21 protein-coding genes are annotated in these 22,119 nt (G+C 66.1%); 9 read left to right on the top strand and 12 right to left on the bottom strand.

The features are described from left to right. The first annotated feature begins 56 nt into the window (after positions 1 to 56). The 3 genes from KY49_RS23725 to KY49_RS23715 all read left to right on the top strand — a co-directional run bounded on the left by KY49_RS23725 (position 57) and on the right by KY49_RS23715 (position 2,181). Complete coding sequence (locus KY49_RS23725) at positions 57 to 1,319, top strand: lipoprotein-releasing ABC transporter permease subunit (protein WP_042586956.1); 1,263 nt, start codon at positions 57 to 59, stop codon at positions 1,317 to 1,319. 93 nt (positions 1,320 to 1,412) lie between these two features. Next, a complete protein-coding gene (locus KY49_RS23720; protein WP_042586955.1) occupies positions 1,413 to 1,739 on the top strand; it encodes a thioredoxin family protein in 327 nt (108 codons plus the stop codon). 22 nt (positions 1,740 to 1,761) lie between these two features. Next, complete coding sequence (locus KY49_RS23715) at positions 1,762 to 2,181, top strand: secondary thiamine-phosphate synthase enzyme YjbQ (protein WP_042586954.1); 420 nt, start codon at positions 1,762 to 1,764, stop codon at positions 2,179 to 2,181. 85 nt (positions 2,182 to 2,266) lie between these two features. Here KY49_RS23715 and KY49_RS23710 read toward each other — a convergent pair whose 3' ends face one another. From KY49_RS23710 to KY49_RS37570, 4 genes are all read right to left on the bottom strand, one after another. After that, positions 2,267 to 2,626, bottom strand: a complete 360-nt coding sequence (locus KY49_RS23710) for a hypothetical protein (protein WP_042586953.1) — start codon at positions 2,624 to 2,626, stop codon at positions 2,267 to 2,269. Between the two features lie 9 nt (positions 2,627 to 2,635). Next, entirely contained in the window at positions 2,636 to 4,084 is a 1,449-nt protein-coding gene (locus KY49_RS23705) for a DEAD/DEAH box helicase (RefSeq protein WP_042588668.1), read from the bottom strand. 181 nt (positions 4,085 to 4,265) lie between these two features. Next, the gene (locus KY49_RS37575; RefSeq protein ID WP_156162588.1) at positions 4,266 to 4,814 is read right to left on the bottom strand and encodes a hypothetical protein; all 549 of its coding nucleotides are present in this window, start codon (positions 4,812 to 4,814) and stop codon (positions 4,266 to 4,268) included. 60 nt (positions 4,815 to 4,874) lie between these two features. Continuing rightward, a complete protein-coding gene (locus KY49_RS37570) occupies positions 4,875 to 5,588 on the bottom strand; it encodes a hypothetical protein (protein ID WP_156162587.1) in 714 nt (237 codons plus the stop codon). 341 nt (positions 5,589 to 5,929) lie between these two features. On the opposite strand from KY49_RS37570, the gene trpS reads away from it, so the two are divergent. Beyond that, positions 5,930 to 6,946 (top strand): tryptophan--tRNA ligase, encoded by a 1,017-nt coding sequence (gene trpS, locus KY49_RS23690; RefSeq protein WP_042588667.1) that lies wholly within the window; start codon positions 5,930 to 5,932, stop codon positions 6,944 to 6,946. An 87-nt stretch (positions 6,947 to 7,033) separates the two neighbouring features. Here the strand turns inward: trpS and KY49_RS23685 are convergent, their stop codons facing one another. From KY49_RS23685 to KY49_RS23665, 5 genes are all read right to left on the bottom strand, one after another. Beyond that, positions 7,034 to 8,065 carry an AraC family transcriptional regulator gene (locus KY49_RS23685; RefSeq protein ID WP_042586950.1) on the bottom strand — a complete coding sequence of 344 codons (1,032 nt, stop codon included), beginning with the start codon at positions 8,063 to 8,065 and terminating at the stop codon, positions 7,034 to 7,036. An 89-nt stretch (positions 8,066 to 8,154) separates the two neighbouring features. After that, positions 8,155 to 9,351: a porin gene (locus tag KY49_RS23680; protein ID WP_042588666.1), complete on the bottom strand. Its 1,197-nt coding sequence runs from the start codon at positions 9,349 to 9,351 to the stop codon at positions 8,155 to 8,157. 138 nt (positions 9,352 to 9,489) lie between these two features. After that, entirely contained in the window at positions 9,490 to 10,686 is a 1,197-nt protein-coding gene (locus tag KY49_RS23675) for an MFS transporter (RefSeq protein ID WP_042586949.1), read from the bottom strand. 56 nt (positions 10,687 to 10,742) lie between these two features. Next, on the bottom strand, positions 10,743 to 12,029 hold the full coding sequence (locus KY49_RS23670; RefSeq protein ID WP_042586948.1) for a D-arabinono-1,4-lactone oxidase: 1,287 nt from the start codon (positions 12,027 to 12,029) through the stop codon (positions 10,743 to 10,745). Between the two features lie 40 nt (positions 12,030 to 12,069). After that, positions 12,070 to 13,296, bottom strand: a complete 1,227-nt coding sequence (locus tag KY49_RS23665; RefSeq protein ID WP_042586947.1) for an amino acid deaminase/aldolase — start codon at positions 13,294 to 13,296, stop codon at positions 12,070 to 12,072. A 408-nt stretch (positions 13,297 to 13,704) separates the two neighbouring features. Between KY49_RS23665 and plcR the strand changes: the two genes are divergently transcribed. The 5 genes from plcR to KY49_RS23640 all read left to right on the top strand — a co-directional run bounded on the left by plcR (position 13,705) and on the right by KY49_RS23640 (position 20,989). After that, on the top strand, positions 13,705 to 14,433 hold the full coding sequence (gene plcR, locus KY49_RS23660; RefSeq protein WP_156162586.1) for a phospholipase C accessory protein PlcR: 729 nt from the start codon (positions 13,705 to 13,707) through the stop codon (positions 14,431 to 14,433). A 68-nt stretch (positions 14,434 to 14,501) separates the two neighbouring features. Further along, entirely contained in the window at positions 14,502 to 15,878 is a 1,377-nt protein-coding gene (locus KY49_RS23655; protein WP_042586946.1) for a pectin acetylesterase-family hydrolase, read from the top strand. A 121-nt stretch (positions 15,879 to 15,999) separates the two neighbouring features. Further along, complete coding sequence (locus KY49_RS23650) at positions 16,000 to 18,162, top strand: glycoside hydrolase family 15 protein (RefSeq protein ID WP_042588664.1); 2,163 nt, start codon at positions 16,000 to 16,002, stop codon at positions 18,160 to 18,162. 264 nt (positions 18,163 to 18,426) lie between these two features. Next, on the top strand, positions 18,427 to 18,714 hold the full coding sequence (locus KY49_RS23645) for a hypothetical protein (protein ID WP_042586945.1): 288 nt from the start codon (positions 18,427 to 18,429) through the stop codon (positions 18,712 to 18,714). A 574-nt stretch (positions 18,715 to 19,288) separates the two neighbouring features. Then, on the top strand, positions 19,289 to 20,989 hold the full coding sequence (locus KY49_RS23640) for a M4 family metallopeptidase (protein WP_042588663.1): 1,701 nt from the start codon (positions 19,289 to 19,291) through the stop codon (positions 20,987 to 20,989). Positions 20,990 to 21,048: 59 nt separating this feature from the next. Here KY49_RS23640 and KY49_RS38720 read toward each other — a convergent pair whose 3' ends face one another. The 3 genes from KY49_RS38720 to KY49_RS38715 all read right to left on the bottom strand — a co-directional run. After that, entirely contained in the window at positions 21,049 to 21,426 is a 378-nt protein-coding gene (locus tag KY49_RS38720; protein ID WP_143137743.1) for a PucR family transcriptional regulator, read from the bottom strand. Beyond that, on the bottom strand, positions 21,398 to 21,751 hold the full coding sequence (locus tag KY49_RS23630; RefSeq protein WP_042586943.1) for a hypothetical protein: 354 nt from the start codon (positions 21,749 to 21,751) through the stop codon (positions 21,398 to 21,400). Before KY49_RS23630 ends, KY49_RS38720 begins: the two co-directional genes overlap by 29 nt. A gap of 7 nt (positions 21,752 to 21,758) precedes the next feature. Next, positions 21,759 to 22,119 (bottom strand): HlyD family secretion protein (locus KY49_RS38715; RefSeq protein WP_442854637.1); only part of this gene is annotated, 361 nt, incomplete at its 5' end.

Here is a 22,119-nt window from a genome sequence, read left to right as displayed (position 1 = left end):
CCTCGATGTTCGTATAAAGTGCTCCCGTTGACGAACCGCTCTTCAGAGGAAAGCGCTTGAAAGTCCCGTACGAATGGCAGATCGGGTTGCGGTACACCCGCGTCGGCAAGCGCACGACCGGCACGACAGGCAACGGCTTCATTTCGTTCATCGCCGTTGCGTCGATGTCGGGCATCGCGCTCGGCGTGGCCGCGCTGATCATCGTGCTGTCCGTGATGAACGGGTTCAGGAGCGAGGTGCGGGACCGCATGCTTGCCGTGCTCGCGCACATCGAGATCTTCTCGCCGACCGGCACGATGCCCGACTGGAAGCAGACCGCCGGCGAGTCGCTGCGCAATTCGTCGGTCAAAAGCGCGGCGCCGTATGTCGAGGCCCAGGCGCTGCTCACGCACGGCGGCAAGGTCACCGGCGTCGCGTTGCGTGGCATCGACCCGCGGCTCGAGCCGCAGGTGTCCGACATCGCGAAAGACATGAAGAGCGGGCGCCTCGACGCGCTCGCGCCGGGCGAGCTCGGGATCGTGCTCGGCGCCGCGCTCGCGTCCACCCTGCAGGTGCAGGCCGGCGACCGGCTGACGTTCTTCGCGCCCGGCGGCGGCGCGCAAATGCGCAATCTCCTTCCGCAATTCAGGCAGTTCAAGGTGGTCGGCACGTTCGAGTCCGGCCATTATCAGTACGACAGCGCGCTCGCGTTCATCCACATCGGCGATGCGCAGACGCTGTTCCATGTCGCCGCGCCGACCGGCGTGCGGCTGCGCATCGACGACATGGAACGCGCGCCGGAGATCGCGCTGCAGCTTGCGCGATCGCTGTCCGGCGATCTCTACATTCGCGACTGGACCCGGCAGAACCGGACATGGTTCGTCGCCGAGCAATTGCAGAAGCGCATGCTGTTCGTGATCCTGCTGCTGATCGTCGCGGTCGCGGCGTTCAATCTCGTCTCGTCGCTCGTGATGACGGTCACGCAGAAACAGGCTGACATCGCGATCCTGCGCACGCTCGGCGCCCAGCCCGGCTCGATCATGAAGATCTTCGCGATCCAGGGGATGACGATCGGCCTGGTCGGGACGATGACGGGCGTGGTGATCGGCTGTGCGATCGCAGCGAGCATTCCCTGGTTGCTGCCCGCGATCGAGCACATGCTCGGCATCCACTTTCTGACGCCGTCCGTCTATTTCCTCGACAAGCTGCCGTCCAAGCTCGTCGTGACCGACGTGATCGAAGTCGGCGCCATTGCGTTCCTGCTGTCGGCGCTCGCGACGCTCTACCCGAGCTGGCGCAGCGCGCGGGTTCGGCCTGCCGATGCATTGCGCTACGAATGAGCGCCGCCTCTACGCCGGCCGCGCCCTTTTCCGCTACAGTAAGCGCAGGGGCCGCGAATGCGGCCACACTTTCTTCAAGCACATGGGGTCGCGATGCATTCTCCACAAACCTATAGCGCCGATGCGCCCACGCGCGCGGAGGTCGAAGCGCTCGCCGGCGCGACCGTCATCGAGTTCGGCGCCAACTGGTGCGGGATCTGCCAGGGCGCGCAGCCCGCGATTCGCGACTCGTTTTCGGCGCACCCCGCGGTCCGGCACCTGAAAATCGAAGACGGTCCCGGCCGGCCGCTCGGGCGCTCCTTCGGCATCAAGCTCTGGCCGACGCTGGTTTTCCTGCGCAACGGCGTCGAGGTCGCGCGCGTGGTTCGCCCGGTCGACGCGCGGCAGATCGAAGCCGACGGCTTCGCCGCGCTGGCCTGAGCACATCGGTATTGCAACGATCATGAAACAGGCGATTCAACACGTCATCGTCGACGCACGCGGGCGCGGCCTCATCGAGTTCACGTCGCAGGTGCGCGCGTTCGTCGACCAGCAGTCGATCCGCACCGGCCTGCTCACCGTGTACTGCCGGCACACGTCCGCTTCGCTGCTGATCCAGGAGAACGCGGATCCGTCGGTGCAGCGCGATCTGGAACGCTACTTCGAGGCGCTCGCGCCCGAGGACAGCTCCCGCTACGAGCACGACACCGAAGGCCCCGACGACATGCCCGCGCATTTGCGTACGGCGCTCACGCAGGTGCAGCTGTCGATTCCTGTAGAGCATGGGCGGATGGTGCTCGGGACTTGGCAAGGGATTTACCTGTTCGAGCATCGGCGTGCCGCGCATCAGCGGGATATCGTGCTGCATTTGATCGGGGAGTGAGGGCCCGTCGTTTGCGGTGGCCGAAGCGAGATGCCGTGAGGATCGAGGCCGTTGACGCAGGGCCACGCGTTTCGCGCGTGACGATCTAGCGGCCGACGAACGGAGCCGCAGTGAACACCCACATTCCGATCAGAATCAACCACTCAATGGCGAACATTGCCTCGTCATATGCGTTGCGCGGTGCCGAGCGCCTCGCATAAACGATGTAGATCAACGTAAAGAGTGGCGTCACGACCCACGTGGCAACGGTGAATCCGAGGAATTCCATCGTGCCGGGGGCGAAAATTCCGGTGTGAAATCCGCCGACCTGCGCATACCAGTACGCGAAGCCGATCCACGGAAGCCACAATCCGATGAGGGTGGTAAGGGCGAGTTTGATCGCGCCGGATGACGGTCCAGAGCCGGCGTTCTCGGGATCTTCGGTCCCACGGCTGGCGTTATTCATCCCCATGGATCAGGGTTGACGTTTGCCACGGCCACCAGCGGGTTTGCCAGCCGGCTTACGTGGTGAGCCCGCAGCCGGCTTGCCGGCGGGTTTGCTGCGTGGCTTTTGCACGTTGAACGGGTTCCCGCTGGACGAACTTGTGCCTTTACCTGCGGCGACAGCACGCTGCGCCGCAGGCTTGCGCTTGTTTTCGCCACTTTGCGGGCGCGGTTTCTTGCTGAGCGCCTGCGTGGCGCCCGGCGCAGCTTGCGGCACTTTGGGCTTCTTCGGCTTTTTGGGTTTCTTGATGATCTGGCCCGTTGCGCTGGTTTGCGGCACGCGGTGTTCGGCTTCAAAACCCGGCTCTTCTTCACGGGGCAGCGTTTGCCGGATCAGCGCTTCAATCGCTGCCAGTTGCGGCGCTTCATCGGCACACACAAGGGACACAGCCACGCCGCTGGCGCCCGCGCGGCCGGTACGGCCAATACGGTGCACATAGTCCTGCGCCACGATCGGCAGATCAACGTTGATCACCAGCGGCAGGTCGTCGATATCCAGCCCGCGCGCAGCCACGTCGGTGGCTACCAGCATCTGTACTTCACCCGTCTTGAAGCGCTCCAGCGCACGCAGGCGCGCGGGTTGCGGTTTGTCGCCGTGAATCGTGTCGACCGCATAGCCCGCTTCATCCAGCATGGCCGCCAGGTAATCCACGCCTTTGCGGGTTTTGACGAACACCAGCGCGTGCTCCCAGTTGTTCTCGGCCACAAGGTGCATGAAGAGCTCAGGCTTGTTCCTTTTATCCACCGGCACCACCCACTGCTTGATCTTGCTGGCCGTGGCGTTGGGCGGGCTGACGCTGATCTTGACCGGGTCGCGCAGAATGCCCGCCGCCATCGCGCGGATATCGTCGGTAAACGTGGCAGAGAACAGCAGCGTCTGGCGCCGAGCGGGCAACGCGGCAAAGACGGCGTCGAGTTCGCGCGCAAAGCCCAGATCCAGCATGCGGTCGGCTTCATCCAGCACCAGCGCTTGTACTTGATCGAACTGCACTGCGTTCTGGCGATTGAGATCCAGCAAACGGCCCGGCGTGGCAACGAGCACATCCACGCCCTTGCGCAACTTCATCATCTGCGGGTTGATACTCACACCGCCGTAGGCGGCCAGGAATCGCAAGTCGAGGCCTTTGCCGTAAGCGATAAAGCTTTGCAGCACTTGTTCAGCCAGTTCGCGCGTGGGCACCAGCACCAGAACACGCGCGCGGTTGCTGGACACCGCCGGGCCGTGTTGCACCAGCCGTTGCAGCAGCGGAAGCGCAAAACCCGCCGTCTTGCCGGTGCCGGTCTGTGCCGCAGCCATGACGTCCTTGCCACTGAGCACAGCAGGAATCGCCTTGGCCTGCACCGGCGTAGGTGTCTGGTAATTGAGATCCTGCACATTGCGCAGCAAGGTATCGATCAGGCCAAGCGTGGCAAAAGACATGGGCATGTTCCGGGCTAAAACCGCAATTCTAGCGGTTACCGCGCTGACTGCACCGGGCACCCCGCATCGCCACCCACCGTCCGAAACAAGGCCGAGGGAAAGTCGCGACGGCACGAACAGGAATGCATATTTCCAATGCGTCGGCTCCCAAGCCGATTACTCGCCTGATCATGGCGTTCACCTAACATGCCGTGCCGCCCTCGACACGCAGAGTTTGGGTCGCGCCCCCGTGGGTGATTGTCAGGAAACCGGTTTGTTGAGTCGAATCGGCTTGCTCATTCGTGGCGCCATTCTTGAGAATCTCGACCACCCGAGTGGTGCGCGAAGCATCTTCGAACACGTGGGTGTACCGGAGTACTTTCTCGGCGCTCGACTCATCCACCTTGGTTGCTGTCAAATGTACTCGGATGAGCGTGCCATCAATCCGAATGAAGCCGGTTCCTTCGGTATCCGAGCTACTATCGCGGAAAACGGCCCCGGCCGACTCCGGCGCCCCCACACGCGTCAATTCGGTCGTGCAGCCATTGAGCTCATTTTCACCGTCGTCGAGCGAAAGCGTATTGACTGCAAAGGCACGAGGCGACGGGGGTGTCGACGACTCAGGCTGCGCCGTTCCAGCGTGATTAGTGACGGAATGAGATGGCGTTGCCGAATGGTCGTTGCAGGCCGTGAGCGAGCTCGCTGCGCCGCACAGCATCAGCAAGAGCGGGATGACTTTTATTCTTGACATCGATGGATGAGCTGAATTTCCGAAACTTTAGATACTTAGGATTCCGTTATCTCATCAAACTCAAGTAGCGTCCGCATCCGCCATCGGTGGCGGATAAGCGGAAGGCGACAGGTTTCGAAGCACCATGCGATCAAGCTCGGCTCGCGCATGCGCAATTTTCGCATCGGCTGCAACGATTCTCTTTTGGCGGCGATAACGCGCCACGAGAACCGAACCGATTATCACGAGACCGAAGACGACATTCGAAACGGCAGGCGAATTGTCTGCCAGTTGACCGGCCACGGTACCCACGATCGCGCCGACAAGCACGCCGAACGCAGCAGCCAGGATGCCATCGATGATCCAGTTCTTCGAAGGGTAGTTGAGCCGGGCGACATTGAGTGCGACGACGGCATCCACCATGCCTTCCACCTTGCCCTGTACGGCATCAAGCTGCTCCTCGATGACCTCCACCAGGTGGTTGGCATGCTCCTTGTCCGATTTGGCAAGCACACCGGCGCTGGAATAGGTTTGCAGGATGCGTTCCACTTCTTTCCACGTGGCTTCCAGATCGGTTGAAACCAGACCTTCTTCCCGAAGATAGTTCCACCCGGTATCGGCATCGTTGAGGTCAACGTATGTGCCGTACGATGCACAGCATTTGAAAACTGCAAATGCCCGACGCAGCGCAAGTCCAGTGGTGAAATTGTCATTGGCTCGCGACCGCTGGCTTTTCGCCATGTCGATCGTCGAGTTGCTTGATGATTCGCTGCGTTTTCCGAATCCGAATCCCATGCGCGTCCTTTGTTTGTTTGGAGGTCAGGATTCGACATGTTGAGATTTCCCGACCGGCCAATTTTACGACGATTACATCTTCAGCTTCCAAACGTGCCAAGCCCGTTATTCACGATTCAAATCCTGCTCGCGGACAGGCCGAAGCACTCCCCGCATCGCCGCGCTATACTCCCCCCATGGATACGAACCCGACCTCGCTGAACCTGCATCGTTGGTGGCACGCCTGATTCCGGCGGCCCGTTTCCCCACGCATTTCGCAAACGTGATGCCGCCAGTCTTGGCGGCATTTTCGTTTCAACGCGCTGATGGCTGGCGGCATCCGAACCATGAGGCTCCAGTCCATGACACACGCAAACCACCCCGTTATCCTGACCGGCGACCGCACCACCGGCCCGCTTCACCTCGGCCACTACATCGGCTCGCTGCGCGCCCGCGTCCAGCTTCAGCACGAAGCACGGCAGTTCCTGCTCCTCGCGGACACCCAGGCGTTGACCGACAACGTCGGCCGGCATCAGAAAGTGACCGAAAACGTCGTCGAAGTCGCGCTCGACTATCTTGCGGTGGGCATCGACCCAGCGAAGTCGACCATCGTCATCCAGTCGCAGGTGCCGGAACTGGCGGAGCTGACGCAGTACCTGCTCAACCTCGTGACGGTCGCGCGCCTCGAGCGCAACCCTACGATCAAGGAAGAAATCCGCCTGCGCGGGTTCGAGCGCGACATCCCGGCGGGCTTCCTGACCTATCCGGTCAGTCAGGCGGCCGATATCACGGCGTTCAAGGCAACGCACGTGCCGGTGGGCGACGACCAGCTGCCGATGATCGAGCAAACCAACGAGCTGGTGCGCCGCTTCAACAACACCGTCGACCATCCGGTGCTGGTCGAATGCGAAGCGTTGCTGTCGCCGGTCACGCGCTTGCCCGGCATCGACGGCAAAGCCAAGATGAGCAAATCCCTCGGGAACGCGATCGCGTTGGGCGCCACGCCGGACGAAATCACGAAGGCGGTCAACAGCATGTACACGGACCCGAACCATTTGCGCGTCAGCGACCCGGGCCAGGTGGAAGGCAACGTCGTGTTCGCGTTTCTCGATGCATTCGAGCCGGACACGCAGAAGGTGGACGAGCTCAAAGCCCGCTATCGCCAAGGCGGACTGGGCGACAGCGTGGTCAAGCGCGTGCTGAACGAACGGCTCCAGTCGCTGATCGAACCGATTCGCGCACGCCGTCGCGAACTGGAGAATGACCGGGCCGAGGTGCTGGCGATCCTGCGTCACGGCACGATGCGTGCGCGGGAAGTGGCCGGCGCGACGCTGTCCGAGGTCAAGCGCGCGCTGGGCCTGACCTATTTCCAGAGCTGAACAGCGGTTTTCGGCCGAACTGACCGGCGACGTGAAGGTACTGATCAACGCTCGTGGCCGCGCCCGTTGGGCGCCGTCTCGGCATCGTCATTCGCCCATCTTGATCCCGTCCGCCCCGTCCCTTGGCCCATGCCCGGTCCACCGCTTGAACGCGCGCCGAAAGTTGTGCGAATCGCTGTAGCCGACCTCGTGCGCGACATCCTCGATCGACAGCCGCGGATTATTGAGCAGCTTGAACGCGCGCTTCTTGCGAATCGTGTCGATCACGATCTGATAGGACACGCCCTGATCGGCCAGACGCCGCCGCAACGTGCGCTCGCTCATGCACAGCTGCGCGGCGATCGCGGACAGCGCGGGCGCGCACCGCAAGTCGCGTCGCACGATCCGCTCGATCGATGCGAGGAAGTCGGTGCCTTCGGGCTCGGCCGGCAGCGCCGTCTGCAGGAATTCGAGCGCCTGGCGATGGGCCAGCGGATCGTGGGTCGCGATCGCCCGATCGCCCCACGCGGCATCGAACGCGAACAGGTTGTGCGCCTGCTCGAACCGGACCGGGCACTGGAACACGCGCATATAGTGCACCGCGTAGTCGGGCCGCGGGTAGCTGAGATCGACGGCCTTGGGCTTGAACGCGCTGCCGGCCAGCGAGCGCCCGATCTTCAGGAAACTGCCGAACGCTTCCTCGACGAGGAACGCCTCGATGTCGGACTCGAGGAAGGTGTTGGTAGCGCAGATCGACAGCGTCCGCGCGTCCGCCATCATGTCGAAATGCATCAGCGGGCCGGTGTGCCGCTGCAGCCGCATGCCCACTGCGATCGCATCCTTGACGGTGGGGCTCGTCAGCATCGCGTAGCCGACCAGCCCGATCGACGCAATCGTCTCGCTCATGCCGAGTTCGAGGCCGAGCGCGCGCGCCGGCGCCATCTCGAGCGCGCGCCGGATCATCACGCCCGCCTGACGCAACGAGATCCGGCACGACGGGTTGGAGAGGTCCGCGACATCGAAGCCGAGCCCGAGGCACAGCCGTGTGGGATCGATGCCCAGTTCCCTGCTCGTCTCCGCCAGGCACCGCAGCAAATGAGCCGGCAGATTCGCCGTCGTATAGCGGGCTGTCTCGTCCATGGATGCTCCATGTCTTTTTTCCACGGATTGTACATGTCCCGCCCGGCCGGGGCGCCTCCGCCGCCTCGGCCATCACCCGTCAGTTCCACTCAGAAGTAATGGCGCAGGCCGACCGTCGCGCCGAGCTGCGTGGTGCTGGTGCTTGGCGCCTGTCCGTTGATACCCACGAGCTGCGCGCCGATCAGGCCGCCGCGGTAGATCGCGTAATCGACTTCCGCATAGAGCATGTCGCGCTTCGACAGGCTGTAGCCGGCGATCACCTGGAACTGCCGCGCGCGACCGTCGAAGTCCGCCGTGTAGCCGGACTGCGTGGTCCACCATGCGTTGACGGCCGCGGTCAGCACCGGCGTGATCCGGTAGGTCAGCCCGGCGAGCACCATCTTGCGCCGGCGGAATCCGCCGGGCACGTTCGGATCGGCCACCTGCGCGGGCGAGATGATGCCGAGCCCCGCAAGATCGGACGGGCTGAACGGGCCGTTCGCGAACGACGTGAAGTCGTTGTCGCGCGCATTCTCGATGTAGCCGGCGTTGACCGTCGCGTCGCCGATCGTCAGCGACCCGCCGCCCGAGTAGATGTCGAATTTCGCTTGGGTCACGTCGTCCCGGCTGCGCATGAACGACGCGCCGAGCGTGAACGGCCCCTTGTCCGGCGCATACGCGACCGCCGCGCCGAGCTGGCTGCCGAGCACGCCGCCGCCCGCGCGCCCGCCCGGCGCGTATTGCGCGAGCAGGTAGAAGCCGCCGAGCTGCGCGCCGTACTGGATCATGTTGCTGGTGCGGGCGGCCGCCAGCATCGTCTGCTCCGGCTTGAACAGGTTGAAGTACGGGTCCTGCTGGCCTGCCCACAGATTCGATCCGTAGGAGAGCGACACACTCTCGAACGCGACGTCGTACTGGCGGCCGAGCGTCAGCTGGCCGAGCGTCGACGACGTCAGCCCCACATACGCGATCTGGAAAAAGTTGACCGAGCCGGCCGGCACGATGCTGCCGCTGTTCGGCCCGAAGTGGCTTTCCACGTTGAACTGCGCCGACAGACCGCCGCCGAGGTCCTCATTGCCCTTGAGGCCCCAGTAGCTTTCGGTCAGGCCGCCGCCGTCCGCCATCGAGACCTTGCGGCCCGTCGACGCCGGCGTGCCGTCGGGCCCGTAGGACACGCCGTGCGTCTCGTAGCGGATGCCCGCGTCGAGCACGCCGTAGAGCGTGATGCTGCTTTGTGCGTGCGCTGCGGCGCATGCCAGGGCCATCATCGCGCAGCACGCTGCGCGCAGGCTTTCGTGACGATTCATGCTGCGCTCCATCAAATGCCGGGACTAAACACCTAGCGATAGCGGGCCGTCGCGGACGAATGTAGGAAGCCAAATTTGCGCGGAACAAGGCCGCGGCGGCCATTTTCGTGGTGCGTCGCGGCCAGTGCGGCGCGTGGTTCAGCGCAACGGATGGCCGACGCCGCCGGGCGCGCCCGCAGGCGGCGCGCGGCGCAGCGCGAGCCGGACGAACCGCGCGGCGGCCAGCACGGCTGCGCCCAGCACGTGCGCGACACGCGCGCCGCCGTAGCGCTCGAGCAGCGCGCCGGACAGCGCGGTGCCGATGCCCGCCGCGAAGAACGTGACCACCAGGGTGCGCGCGACGAGCGATCCGTCCGGATCGACGTCGGACAGCATGCCGGTGAGGAACGGCACGATCACGAAGAACGCGCTGTTCAGCAGCAGCTGGCTCAGGAAGTACGCGCCGCCGCCCGTCGAGCCGAAGAACCATTCGATCGACGCGATCACCGCAAGCTGCGCGGCCCAGATGATCGCGACGCGATGCCGGCGGCTGGCCGGATGTGCAGGGATCGCCGCGCCGACGAAGCCGAGCAGCGACGACACCGACAGCAGCACGCCGATCGTCGGCGGCGACAGCCCGGCGCGCGCGCCGACGAACCCGGCGATCGCCCACTGCGACGCCTGAACGCCGTAGACCAGCGCCGTCACGACCCAGATCGCGACGATCGGGCGCCAGGGCAAACTGCCGTCGTGCGTCCGCGCCTGGACCGGCTGCGCCGCGAACGCGTCGATCCCGCGGATCGCGGGCGCGAGCACGGCCAGCGCGCCCGCCAGCAGCGCGAAGATCCAGCGCCCGAGCCACGCGGCCGGCAGCGTCGACACGAGCACGAGGATGCCGCCGTTGATGCCGCCCGCGAGCAGGTTGATCTGCCCCCAGAGGCGCTCCGTCGACGCGCGCTGCGATACGCCGGACGCGACGACGACGAACAGCATGCCCTCGAACAGTCCCGTCAGCCCGCGCGCCGCGCCGGCCGACACGATGCCGGGTGCGACGGCGCTGAGCGCCTGGCCTGCGATCGCACCGAGCGCGCCCGCCAGCGTGAACGGGCGGGCCGCGCGCGCGATCCGGCGCGGCAGCAGCGCGCAGCTGATCGCGATGCCGAGGATCTCGACGCTGACGAGCGCGGTCGCGGCGCCGTCGTCGAGCCGGAACCGCGTCATCACCGCCGCGACGAGAAACGGCGACAGGATCAAGCCGTTGGTCGCCGCCGTGAACGCGAGCGCGAGGCGGACGACCGCGCCGCTCGACGGATCGGGCCGCGACCGGCCGGCGGAATCGAAAGCGGTTGATCTCATCTGCTCTCCTGATAAAAAGGTCCGATCCATCGCGAGCGGCGCAAATGCACCGCCCGCTATACACCGAACAGATCACGCAAGTACGGTGTCAGGAATCGCCCCTGCGGATCCATGCGTTCGCGCAGCGCGAGGAAGTCGTCCCAACGCGGATAGCATGCCGCGAGATCGGCGGCGCCCAGCGAATGCACCTTGCCCCAGTGCGGCCGCCCGCCGTGGTTCAGGCAGATCGCCTGCACGCCCGCGAAGTACCCGTCGAACGGCATGCCGCGATACTGGTGCACCGAGATGCGCACGCTGTCGCGTCCGTAGTCGGGGCTCAGCCAGATGTCGTCGCCGCGCACCCAGCGGTATTCGAGCGGGAACATCAACGGGAAGGTCTTGCGGGCGATGAGCGCGCGAATTTCCCGCAACGCGTCGGCGCCGCGCTCGGCGGGCACCGACCATTCCATTTCGTTGAAACGGACCCGGCGCACCGTCGACAGCATCGCGTGACTCGCGTTCACCCGCCGGCCGGCCGAGACCGTCGACGCACACAGCCGGCTCAGCCCCGGACACAGCGCCGGCACGCGCCGCCCGAGCCCGCACAACGCACCGAATACCGTGTTCTCGACGAACGCTTCGGCGGCGCGGCCGGCCCGGTGCGCGGCGTCGATCGCCTCGTGGGTCACGTCCCACGCCTTCGTCAGCACGGTGTCCGTGTGCGGAAACCAGTAGAACTCGAACGAGCGGTGCCGGTCGATCAGCGCGTCCGCCTGCGCCAGGCAATCGTCGACGTGCATCGCGCCGCGCTCGAGGCGCAGCCGGAACGACGGCACGAGACGCAGGCCGATCTCGGTCAGCACGCCGAGCACGCCGAGCCCGATCCGGCCGCCGGCGAACAGGTCGGGATGCGTGTCGGCCGACGCGCGGATTTCCGAGCCGTCCGCGCGCATGAACGCGAGGCTCTCGATCTGCGTCGACAGGTTGCCGAGCGTGATGCCGGTGCCGTGCGTGCCGGTGCTAGTCGCGCCGGCGATCGACTGCACGTCGATGTCGCCGAGATTCTCCATCGCGAGACCGTGCGCGGCGAGCGCGGGGCCGAGCGTCCGCAGCCGCGTGCCCGCATGCACCCGCGCAACGCGCCGCGCCGGGTCGACGTCGATCACGCCCTGCATCCGGTCGAGCGACAGGATCACGTCGTCGGTCTGCACGAGCGGCGCAAACGAATGGCCGGCGCCCGCTGCCCGCACGGTTGCGCCGGAAGCCGCCGCATCGCGCAACACGGCAGCCAGCGCGTCGCGCGTCGCCGGTGTCGAGACGGTGGCCTTAGGACTGCGTACGTATCCGGACCAGTTGCGCCACATGAAGGTTTCCTCGTTGATTGCGTGTTATCGGAAATGCCGCCTAGAAAAAGCTCTTGCCTTCTCCCCGGTAGGTGAGCGCCTCGCCGGCCACGCGGCCGTCGCGAATCAGCAGCAGCGTGTTGAAGCGCTCGCACAGCTCGCCCGCCTTCGCATGCCGGAACAGGATCGGCTCGCCGATCGCGGGGGCGACGCCGGCCGGAACGCGCACGGGGGTCTGCACCTCGCCCGCGCCTTCGTTGCCGATCAGCGTGCAGCCGGCCGGCAGCCACGGTTGCGGCAAGCGGCTGCGGCCGGCCGGGCCGGACGCGACGTAGCCGCCGCCCGAGCACGTGACGATGCCGGGCTGCGGAACGCGGGCGACCGGCAGCGCGAAGCCGGCGGCGGGCTGCGCGCGGAACGCGGCGTAATGGTCGAACAGCGCGGGCGCGTAGAGACCGGAGCCGGCCGCCAGCTCGGTGACCGACGGATCGCCGCGCGTGCTTTCGAAGCTGCCGGTGCCGCCGCCGTTGACGAAGCACAGCGCATGGCCGGCTGCCGCGAGCGCCTCGACGACCGCCTGGCGCCGCGCGTTGATCTCCCGCGCGGAGCGCCGCTTCAGGTAGCGCAGCAGCGCGTTGCGCGCGGCGCTGCCCGGCACCGCGTCCGACACGCCGGCAATCTGCCCCTCGTAGCCCATCAGGCCGGCCAGCCGCACGCCCTGCCGCCGGGCGATGTCGTGCGCGAGCGCAACGGCGCCGGCGACGTCGCGCACCGGCGACCGGTACATGCCGAAATACAGCCCCGGAAAGCTCGACGACATGTCGAGATCGATCGCGAGCGGAAACACGACGCCTTCGGCGCGCGCGAACCGAGCGATGCGCTCGACCTGCGCGGCGTCGTCGACCATCAGTGTGATCGCACGATGCCGCCGCAGTTGTGCGGCGACTGCGCGCAGATCCGCGGGCTCGACCGTCGGATACGCGACGACGATGTCATCGAACCCGTCGTCCGCGAGCCACGCCGCTTCAGCGGCCGAGTAGCACAGCAGGCCGCGCATGAACGGGCCGGCGGCCAGCACCGTGCGAATCAGCTCGCGCGAACGCACCGACTTGGTCGCGAGGCGGATCGGCAGGCCGCCCGCCCGGCGCTTCAGGTCCGCGAGATTGGCGTCGACGTGGTCGAGGTCGACGAACGCCGCCGGCAGTGCGCGGCCCGCGAGCGCATCGCGGTAGTACCGGTAATCGTGCGCGGCGGGTGACGCCCGGCGCGGCGTGTCTGCACGGCTCATCGACCTGGCTCGGACAAGGGGAAGGCACTCCGCGCATCGACCGTCGATGCGCGCGGGAAATCAGCATAGGCCCAACCGCAGCGCGGCCCAAGCGCGCAGCGGGTCGTTCGATGGGTCCGATCCGGCCAATCGCCTCGCGCGCACGCCCGCACGACCGGCCGTCCGCACGCGGCTGGACCGCCGCTTGCTTGGCACGGCGACGCGCATGAACCGCCGCGCCGCGTCGCGCGCCGCACGGGCGTGGCGCGCGTTGCCGCGCCGCAGCGCGCGCGACGCGCGGCGCGTTCGCGCGGATCGAATCGGTGCGCCTGGCCGGCGTCCGTCTAGTGGATGGGTTCTAGCGCCGGTTTTGACGACCAGCGGGTTTCGACCTAGAACCCAGTCGCGATGCCCCCGACGGAGAGCGGCATGAAACCCCAGCGAAACGGCGTGAACAAGAACCGGACATTCTGGCGACGCGCTGGCGCGGTTGCAGCAATCGCCGCCGCCGTTGCAATTTGGCGATACGAATCGCCGACTCCGGCGGCCGCGTCGCCCGCAACCTCGGGCGCGGGCGCGAACGCAGCGCGGGCCGCGGCCGACACGCCCGCCCCGACCACGGTCGCGCCCGGGCCGGCGGAACGCCGGCTCGATCTCGATGCGCTGCGCCGCAGCCTCGCGGGCCGTCCGGATGCGGACGCGGAGTTGCAGCGCATCGTCGCGTTCGCCCGCTTTCGCGACGAAATCGCGGCGTACGGCAACGGCCGCGACCGCCTGCCGCCCGCCGAACGCGCGGCGCTGGCCCGCCGGATCCTCGACGAGCTGCCCGAGCACGTCGCACGCAACGAGATCGTGCCGGTGCAGGCGGAGGCGCTCGGCGTCGCGCTGCTGACCGACGCGAATGCCGACCCCGCGACGCGCGGCGCGGCCATCCAGTCGATGCGCCAGCAATGGGATGCATATGCGCGCCAGACCGTCGGTCCGTCGCCGGCGCAGGATCCGCGTTTCCAGGACTACGCGCGACAGAGCCGCGACATCGTCCTGCAAGTGCAGGCGAGCGTGCCCGATCCCGTCCAGCAACAGGCCGTCATCGCACAGCGCCTGCAGGCGCTGCGCGTTCAGCTGTTCGACGGCGCTTCACCGTCCGGCGCGCACTGAATGCCGGACGCCCGACGCCGCGCCGGGACGCGGCGAGACCACGTCGCATTCATCGAAATGGAGGGGGCATGTTCACAGCGAACCATCTGCGCGGGCTCGCGCTCGCGGGCCTGTTGGGCTGCGCGGCGCTCAACGGCCAGGCGGCCGACACGCCGATGCCGGACCCGTCGATTCCCTATTATTCGTGGTACGAAGTGACGTTGCCGGAAAGCAGCGGCGCATCGTGCGGCAACGGCACGCCGATGCGCTTCTACATCAACCGCGCGCAGTCGGACAACCTGCTGTACATGATGCAGCCGGGCGGCGCGTGCTGGAACTACGGCACCTGCACGCAGACGGCGACCGGCGCGGAAGCCGGCCTCGGCAGCTTCAATCCGGACGGCATCCCGCACAACTACATGAACGGCACCGTGAACCAGACGCTGGTGTCGTCGTTCCTGTCGCCGCTGATGACGCGGATGGACCTCGCGCACATCCTCGTCGGCGAGCCGAAGGTGGAGACGCAGGAGTGGACGCAGGTGTTCGTGCCGTACTGCACCGGCGACATCCACATGGGCAGCGCGGTGCGCAACTACACGTCGCCGACGGGCGACTGGCGAATCCAGCATTTCAGCGGCCTGAAGAACATCCAGGCCGTCGCGCAATGGCTCGTCGCGCACGGCTTCGGCAAGCCCGGCCGGCTGCTGGTGTACGGCACGAGCGCGGGCGGCTACGGCACGCTGGGCAACTACGCGACGCTTCGCAGCACGCTGCAGCCGCAGCAGAACAGCTCGCTGCTCAACGACGCCGGCACGGTGTTCAATACGCCGTTCGACGCCGAACCGGCGACCTCTCCGTCAGTGGGCCTGTACAGCAGGGTGCGCGACGAATGGGGGATGACGGGCCCGGACGGGCTGATCACAGTGAACAGCCGGCTGACCCGCAACTTCGATCCCGGCAATCTCGGCAGCGCGTACGCGGCGTTGGCGGCGACCTTCCCGCATGACCGCTTCGGCTATTCGACGTATCAGCGCGACAAGATCGAGGCGGCCTACCATTACCGCGCATTCGTGCCGGCGGTGATCGCGGCGCCCGACGACGCGACCAAGGACGCGCTGTCGCTCGCGATGTTCGACCAGGAGCTCGCGCGGCTGAAGGACACGCTGGATCCGTTGCCGAACTTCGGCTACTTCATGCCGTGGGCGCGCAACGACTTCATCCAGAATCACCAGGTCACGGTGGTCAGCTTTACGGGATCGGTGATTCGCGAGAACGGCATCGACGCGGACGTCGGGAACTTCGTCGCCGACCTGCTCAACCAGAAGGACCCGGCCGACGCGCCGGTGATGAAGGCGTTCCGCACCCAGCAATGGTCGGATTTCACGCTCTCGACGTTTCTCGCGTGGATCGACAGCCTGTTCAACCTGACCGGCGAGGCCGGGTCGATATCGGGGCACCGGGCCTGACGAGCGCGTCATGGAAAAAACGCAGTGACGGGATGGACGAGCTCCGCTAGCGTGTCACCACGCCGATCAAAACGGCACGCGGCGACGTAGTGTGACAACGTCGTCGGAAGGGGGCGATCTCATGCATTCCAGGCATCCCGTTACCGCGTCGTCGGCCGCACTTGCCGGCGCCCCCTCCACACAAGCCCACGGCGTCGCGCCCGGCGCACCGGGCGCGGCAGGCGGCTGGAATCCGGCGAACAAGCACGGCTTCGGCACCTCGGCGACGCTTGAAAGCAAGGTCTGGTTCACGCTCGGCAGCGCCGGCCTCGACGAGATCTATTACCCGCGCGTCGACACGCCGAGCGTGCGCGACCTGCGGTTCGTGGTCTCGGACGGCAAGACCTTCGCGGAACGCGTCACCGATCATGCGACGCACGAGACGACATTGATCGACGCGGACGGCCTCACCTACCGTCAGGTCGACGTCGACGACGCCGGCCGCTACCGGTTGACGACGACGTACGTAACGGACCCGGCACGCCCGGTGGTGCTCGTCGACATCACGTTCGAATCGCTCGACGGACGGCCCTATCAGGTCTACGCGCTGCTGAACCCCGCACCCGGCAATGCGCTGACGAACACGACCGGCGAGACGAACGGCATGACGCTGACCGCGCGCAACGGCTACGTCGCGACCGCGTTCGCGTCGAATCCGCCCTTTACCCGCCTGTCGAACGGCTATGCCGGCGCCAGCGACGGCTGGCAGGACCTCGGCCGGCACTTTTGCATAACCCGTGCCTACGCGTGCGCGCCGCGAGGCAATGTCGTGCAGACCGGCCAGACGCCGCTCGACGGCGTGACGCGCACGCACGTCACGCTCGCGATCGGGTTCGGCGCCGACACCGCGCAGGCGGACAGCAACGCGCAATGCGCACTGGCCGACGGATTTACATCGACGGCCGGCCGGTATGCGGAAGGCTGGCATCGCTACCTGCAGTCGCTCGAGCCGGCGCCGGCGAGCGCGGCCGGCCACCTCCGCCTGTACGACGCGGCCGTGATGATCCTCGCCGCGCATGAGGACAAGACCTGGCGCGGCGCGTTCGTCGCTTCGCCGTCGATGCCCTGGGCGTGTGGCGCAGCGCTCGACCATCCGTCCGGGCCATACCATCTCGTCTGGGCGCGGGACCTCTACCAGATTGCGACCGCGCTGATCGCCGCGGGCGACCGCCGCGCCGCCGAGCGCGCGCTGGACTGGCTGTTCATGACGCAGCAGAAAGCCGACGGCGCGTTCCCGCAGAACTCGCAGGTCGACGGCACGCCGTACTGGCGCGGGCTGCAGATGGACGAAGTGTCGTTTCCGATCGTGCTGGCCTGGCAGTTGCAGCGCTTCGACGAGCCGACGTATCTGAATCACATCAGGAAGGCCGCCGATTTCATCGTCGCGACAGGGCCGTACACGCCGGCGGAGCGCTGGGAGAATCAGGGCGGTTACTCGCCGGCCGCCATCGCGGCCCAGATCGCCGGCCTCGTCGCCGCGGCGGATATCGCGCGCCGCAACGGCGATGCGGCGTCGGCCGCAACCTATGCGGCCACGGCGGACGCGTGGCAGCGCAACGTGGAATCATGGACGGCGACCTGCACGGGCCCGTACTCGCGCTCGCCGTACTACCTGCGGCTGACCAAGGACCGGCGTCCCGATGCCGCCACGGCGTACGCCATCAGCGACAGCGGTCCGGACGGCATCGACCAGCGCGCGGTGGTCGACCCGAGCTTCCTCGATCTCGTCAGGCTGGGCGTGAAGCCGGCTGACGATCCGGTGATCCTGAACAGTCTCGCGGTGATCGACGCGCAACTGGGCGTGGCCACGCCGAACGGCATGTTCTGGCATCGCTACACCTTCGACGGCTATGGCGAGCGGCGCGACGGCGGCGCATGGCGCATGGACCTTCCGGCCGGCAGTCGATTGACGATCGGCCGCGCGTGGCCGATCTTCGCGGGCGAGCGCGGCGAGTACGAGCTGGCCGCGAACCGGCCCGATCTCGCGCGGTCGCGCCTCGACGCGATGGCGGCAAGCGCGAACGACGGGCTGATGCTGCCGGAGCAGGTCTGGGATTGGCAGGCGCCGTCGGGGCAGCCAGGTTTCGCCCCGGGAACCGGCACGACGTCGGCGACGCCGCTCGCGTGGACCGCGGCCCAGTTCGTGCGCCTTGCGTGGTCGATCGACTGCGGTGCGCCCGTGGCGATGCCGTCCATCGTCGCGAGCCGGTATGCCGGGAGGTGCAAGGATGACGACGAGGACTGACCGCTCGGCAGCCGTCCGAATGTCCCAGATCGCCTAAGATCACGAATCAATTTCGCACATTGATCAGTTTCGGTGTACGAGCATTACCGCAATTGCGTCCCTTCAAAAAGCACCTACCCAATAGAACTGTCAGGAGACGGCGAGCTTTCTAATTCCTAGAATTCGATTTGGACGAGCCAACCATCCAGTCACCCGCACCACAAGAGCAAAGCTCGGCCACGGCATCCTTTTTTTCATTCACCCGTTGATCAAAGGAATATCGCCATGTCTACCAATCAATTCGACGAAATCCGCGCACGCGCGAAAGCCGCAGGCGAGTTGGTGCAAGTCAAGTCCATTCAAGTCGCGTATACCGCGTCCGGGAACGGGGCGGTGTTCTACGAATTCATGTTCAATAGCGATGACGGCAGCCACTTTTTCCGAGTCCAGCCTTCCGACACCGCGTTGCTGACTCAAATTGGCAACGCGATTGCCGTGCTCGGGCAGAAGCAGACCGTCCAAGCGCTGGTGGAGGATGACCAGCTCAGGTTCCTCGTCACGTTTCCGTCGTAGCAGCTAGCCGGGCCGCTTCCCGGCCGGCAGCCTACGGGCCTTTGCCCGCGCCCGGCGCGGGCTCTCGTGTGTCTCAGCGGATACTGCCTCGGTATTCGCCTCTGGCGACCATCGCGTCATGCGGCGGTCGCCTTTTTTTGCGCGCCATCGCGCGCCGCGCCGTTTCATCCTGCCGAACGACGCGGCGCTTCGCATACCGGCCTGTACGCCGGACTTCCGCCGCTCATCCGAAAACGCAGGCAGCCTGAATCGACGCGCGTGCCTCACGGGCCGTCTGAATATTCAGGTTGACGCCGTCAATAATCCAATTGAATAGCCAATGAAATAAAACGTGGCGGCCGTCACGCATGCCGCGGATTTTCCTCAGACCGAGCCGCACAGGATCATTTCATATTTCTCACCAATTCCCGACTCGATTCATGCCGACACAATCAAAAGTTAATTTATTTGCAATTATCTTGTAAATATTAATTTCACCTCCTAGCATGGCTTTGCAGTTCACAGTACCTCTCTTGCTTAGTGGTTGCATTCAATAAACTTTCAATAATTGCGCATTCATTATCTGGAGGATTACATGAAGAAACTGTCTTGCTTGCTGTCGGTCGCCGCGATTTCCCTTGCCAGCTTCAGTGCATTTGCGCAAGCCGGCGACCAGCAGGCCACAGTCGACCGGGCGCTGCAATTGATCCAGCAGAACCCGTCCAGCTTCAACCTGGCCGCCGGCAGTGCCGCGCGCACGCTGAAGTTCGCGAAGGCGAACGTGCCGACGGAAGGCGACCAGTTCCAGGTGCGCGACGTGATCGTCGACCCCGACGGCACCGAGCACGTGCGCTTCGACCGCTTCTACTCGGGCCTGCGCGTGATTGGCGGCGACGTCGTCGTTCACTCGAGCCAGGGGCAACTGAAGCAGGCGAGCCTGACCCAGTCCGTGCCGATCGATCTTGCCGGCAAGATCGGCAAGGTCGGCGACCGCTTCGTGGTGCGCAACGCGCCCGACGTGGGCGCAGCCGTGGCCCGGCGTGCCGCTTCCACGCGTTTCGGTGCGCAGGTGCACCGCGTCGAAGGGCCGGAGCTCGTCGTGTTCGCGCGCGACACCGCGCCGACGCTGGCCTATGCGGTGCGTGTATACGGCAAGGCGACCGACGCGCACACCGAAGCCGTGCTTTACTACGTCGACGCGCGCACGGGCAACGTCCTGGATGTGCAGGACCTGATCATGACCGCCGCCTCCGCCGCCACCGGCACCGGCCGTTCGCTGTACTACGGCAACCTGTCGCTGACGACCGACCAGCTCGGTACGAACTCGTACCAGATGGTCGATCCGACCCGCGGCGGCGGCTCGGTCTACGACGGCCGCGGCCTGTCCTCGGACGACGTCGCGCAATCCACTGACCTGCCGATCTTCACGAGCAGCACGAACGTGTGGGGCAACAACACGACCACCGACCGGCAGACCGTCGCGGCCGACATCGATTATGGTCTCGCACTCACTTGGGACTACTACAGGGCTGCGCACAACCGCAACGGCATCTTCAACGACGGCCAGGGCGTGAAGAGCTTCGCCCACGTGGTGTTCAACACCGGCAGCGGCACGACTGGCGCGAACGCGGCGTGGCTGGGAGACACGCGCATGATGGTGTACGGCGACGGTGAACCTGGCACCCGCCTGCCGAACCCTGTCGTGTCGATCGACGTGGCCGGGCACGAGATGAGCCACGGCGTGACCCAGGCCACCGCGGGCCTGAACTATTCGGGCGACGCGGGGGGCCTCAACGAATCGACATCCGACATCTTCGGCACGCTCGTCAAGTACTACGCGAACAACCCGAAAGATCCGGGCAACTACGTGATCGGCGCGCGCGTGATCAACGGTGGCCTGCGCAAGATGTACAAGCAGGATCTCGACGGCCGGTCGTACAGCTGCTATCCGTCCGGCGGCTTCTCGTGGTGGAATCCGCGCCACGATCCGCACTATACGTCGGGTGTCGGCAACCGCTTCTTCTACCTGCTGTCGGAAGGCCCGGTGGTGCCGGCGACCGACACCGGACTGTCGAGGAGCCAGCTGGTCTGCAACGGCGACATCAGCTTCAGCGGGCTCGGCCGCGACAAGGCCGGCAAGATCTGGTACCGGACGCTGACGGTGTACCTGACCGCCGGCTCCAGCTACCCGAACGCGCGGCGTGCGTCGATCCAGGCGGCGAACGACCTGTACGGCGTGAATTCGGTTGAGAGCGTAACGGTCGCGCGCGCATGGAGCGCTGCCGGCGTGAACTGACGGCAGCACGCGCGTGCGTCAGCGGCCTGACGCACGCGCGGCCGAATTTCCACGCGTGCTCACCGGCTCCGTTCGCCGGCCCCTTGAAGCTTCAACGCGATTTCCAGCTTCGCGATCCATGCCGCGTGATCGAGCCTGACACCCAGGATGTTTTCGATCCGCTCGAGACGGTGATCCAGCGTGTTCGGATGAACGCCGAGCGCCGCGGCAGTCACTTTCCGGCGCTGCATATTGGCAAAGAAGGTCTCGAGCGTCAGTATCAGGTCCTGTTCGCCGGACAATTCCTGCATCAGCGACAGCAGGTAACCGAGCGCACTGTCATGGCTGCGAATGCACTCGCCGACGACGATGTCCGAGAACCGGTGCAACGGGCCGTCGCCGCCACGACGCCGATCCTGGCCACCCGCATCAGGTAGACGCGGAAAAGAACAGCGCACTGGCCAGCAGAATCCGCAGCAGCGGATAGTCGTAGGTCAGCTTCAGCACCAAGAGCGCGCTGATCACCGCCACCGTCGAGCCGATGATGAACAGCGTGCCGATCATGCGCGTCACGACGACGTTTACCTGCGTCACGAGGAACACGACGATCAGCGACAACGCCAGCAGCGGCACCCGCAGCGCCATCGACGCGACGATCACGAGCTCGCTGGTCAGCACGCAGCGCAGCGTCACGTTCATGCGTCCCGGATACGGACGGATTTCGCCGCCCACGAAGCGGGCGAACCGTTTCAGGCTGTCCGGCAGGGAATGTCCCGCGTCCATGTATCGCTCAGCGGGATGCATCGTGCGCGAGACCGTCGCGGCGCAGCGTGGCGACCGCCGACGTGCCAACCCTGAACAGCGCCGGATCCGGGTTCTGCACCGCGATCTTGACCGGGAAGCGCTGCGACACGTGCACCCAGTTGATGCTGCGCGGCACCTGCGGCAACCCTTCCAGCACCATGCCGCCATCGTCGGGGAGCGCGCCGTAGCTGATCGAATCGACCGTACCCTCGAAGTTGAGCGCCGGAGCGAACTCTGGGATGTCTACTAGCCTTCTTGAGCCGCCCCCGGGCGAGGTGATGGGTGACGTTTTCGCGCGCCGGCGCGCCCGGTGCCATTTCCGTCGCTGGAAATGCAAAAACCCCCGC

It is taken from the genome of Burkholderia sp. MSHR3999, assembly GCF_000833595.1.
GTDB classification, from domain to species: Bacteria; Pseudomonadota; Gammaproteobacteria; order Burkholderiales; family Burkholderiaceae; genus Burkholderia; species Burkholderia ubonensis.
Note: the sequence above shows the minus strand (reverse complement) of the source record. Positions and strands in the feature narration are given on the sequence as shown.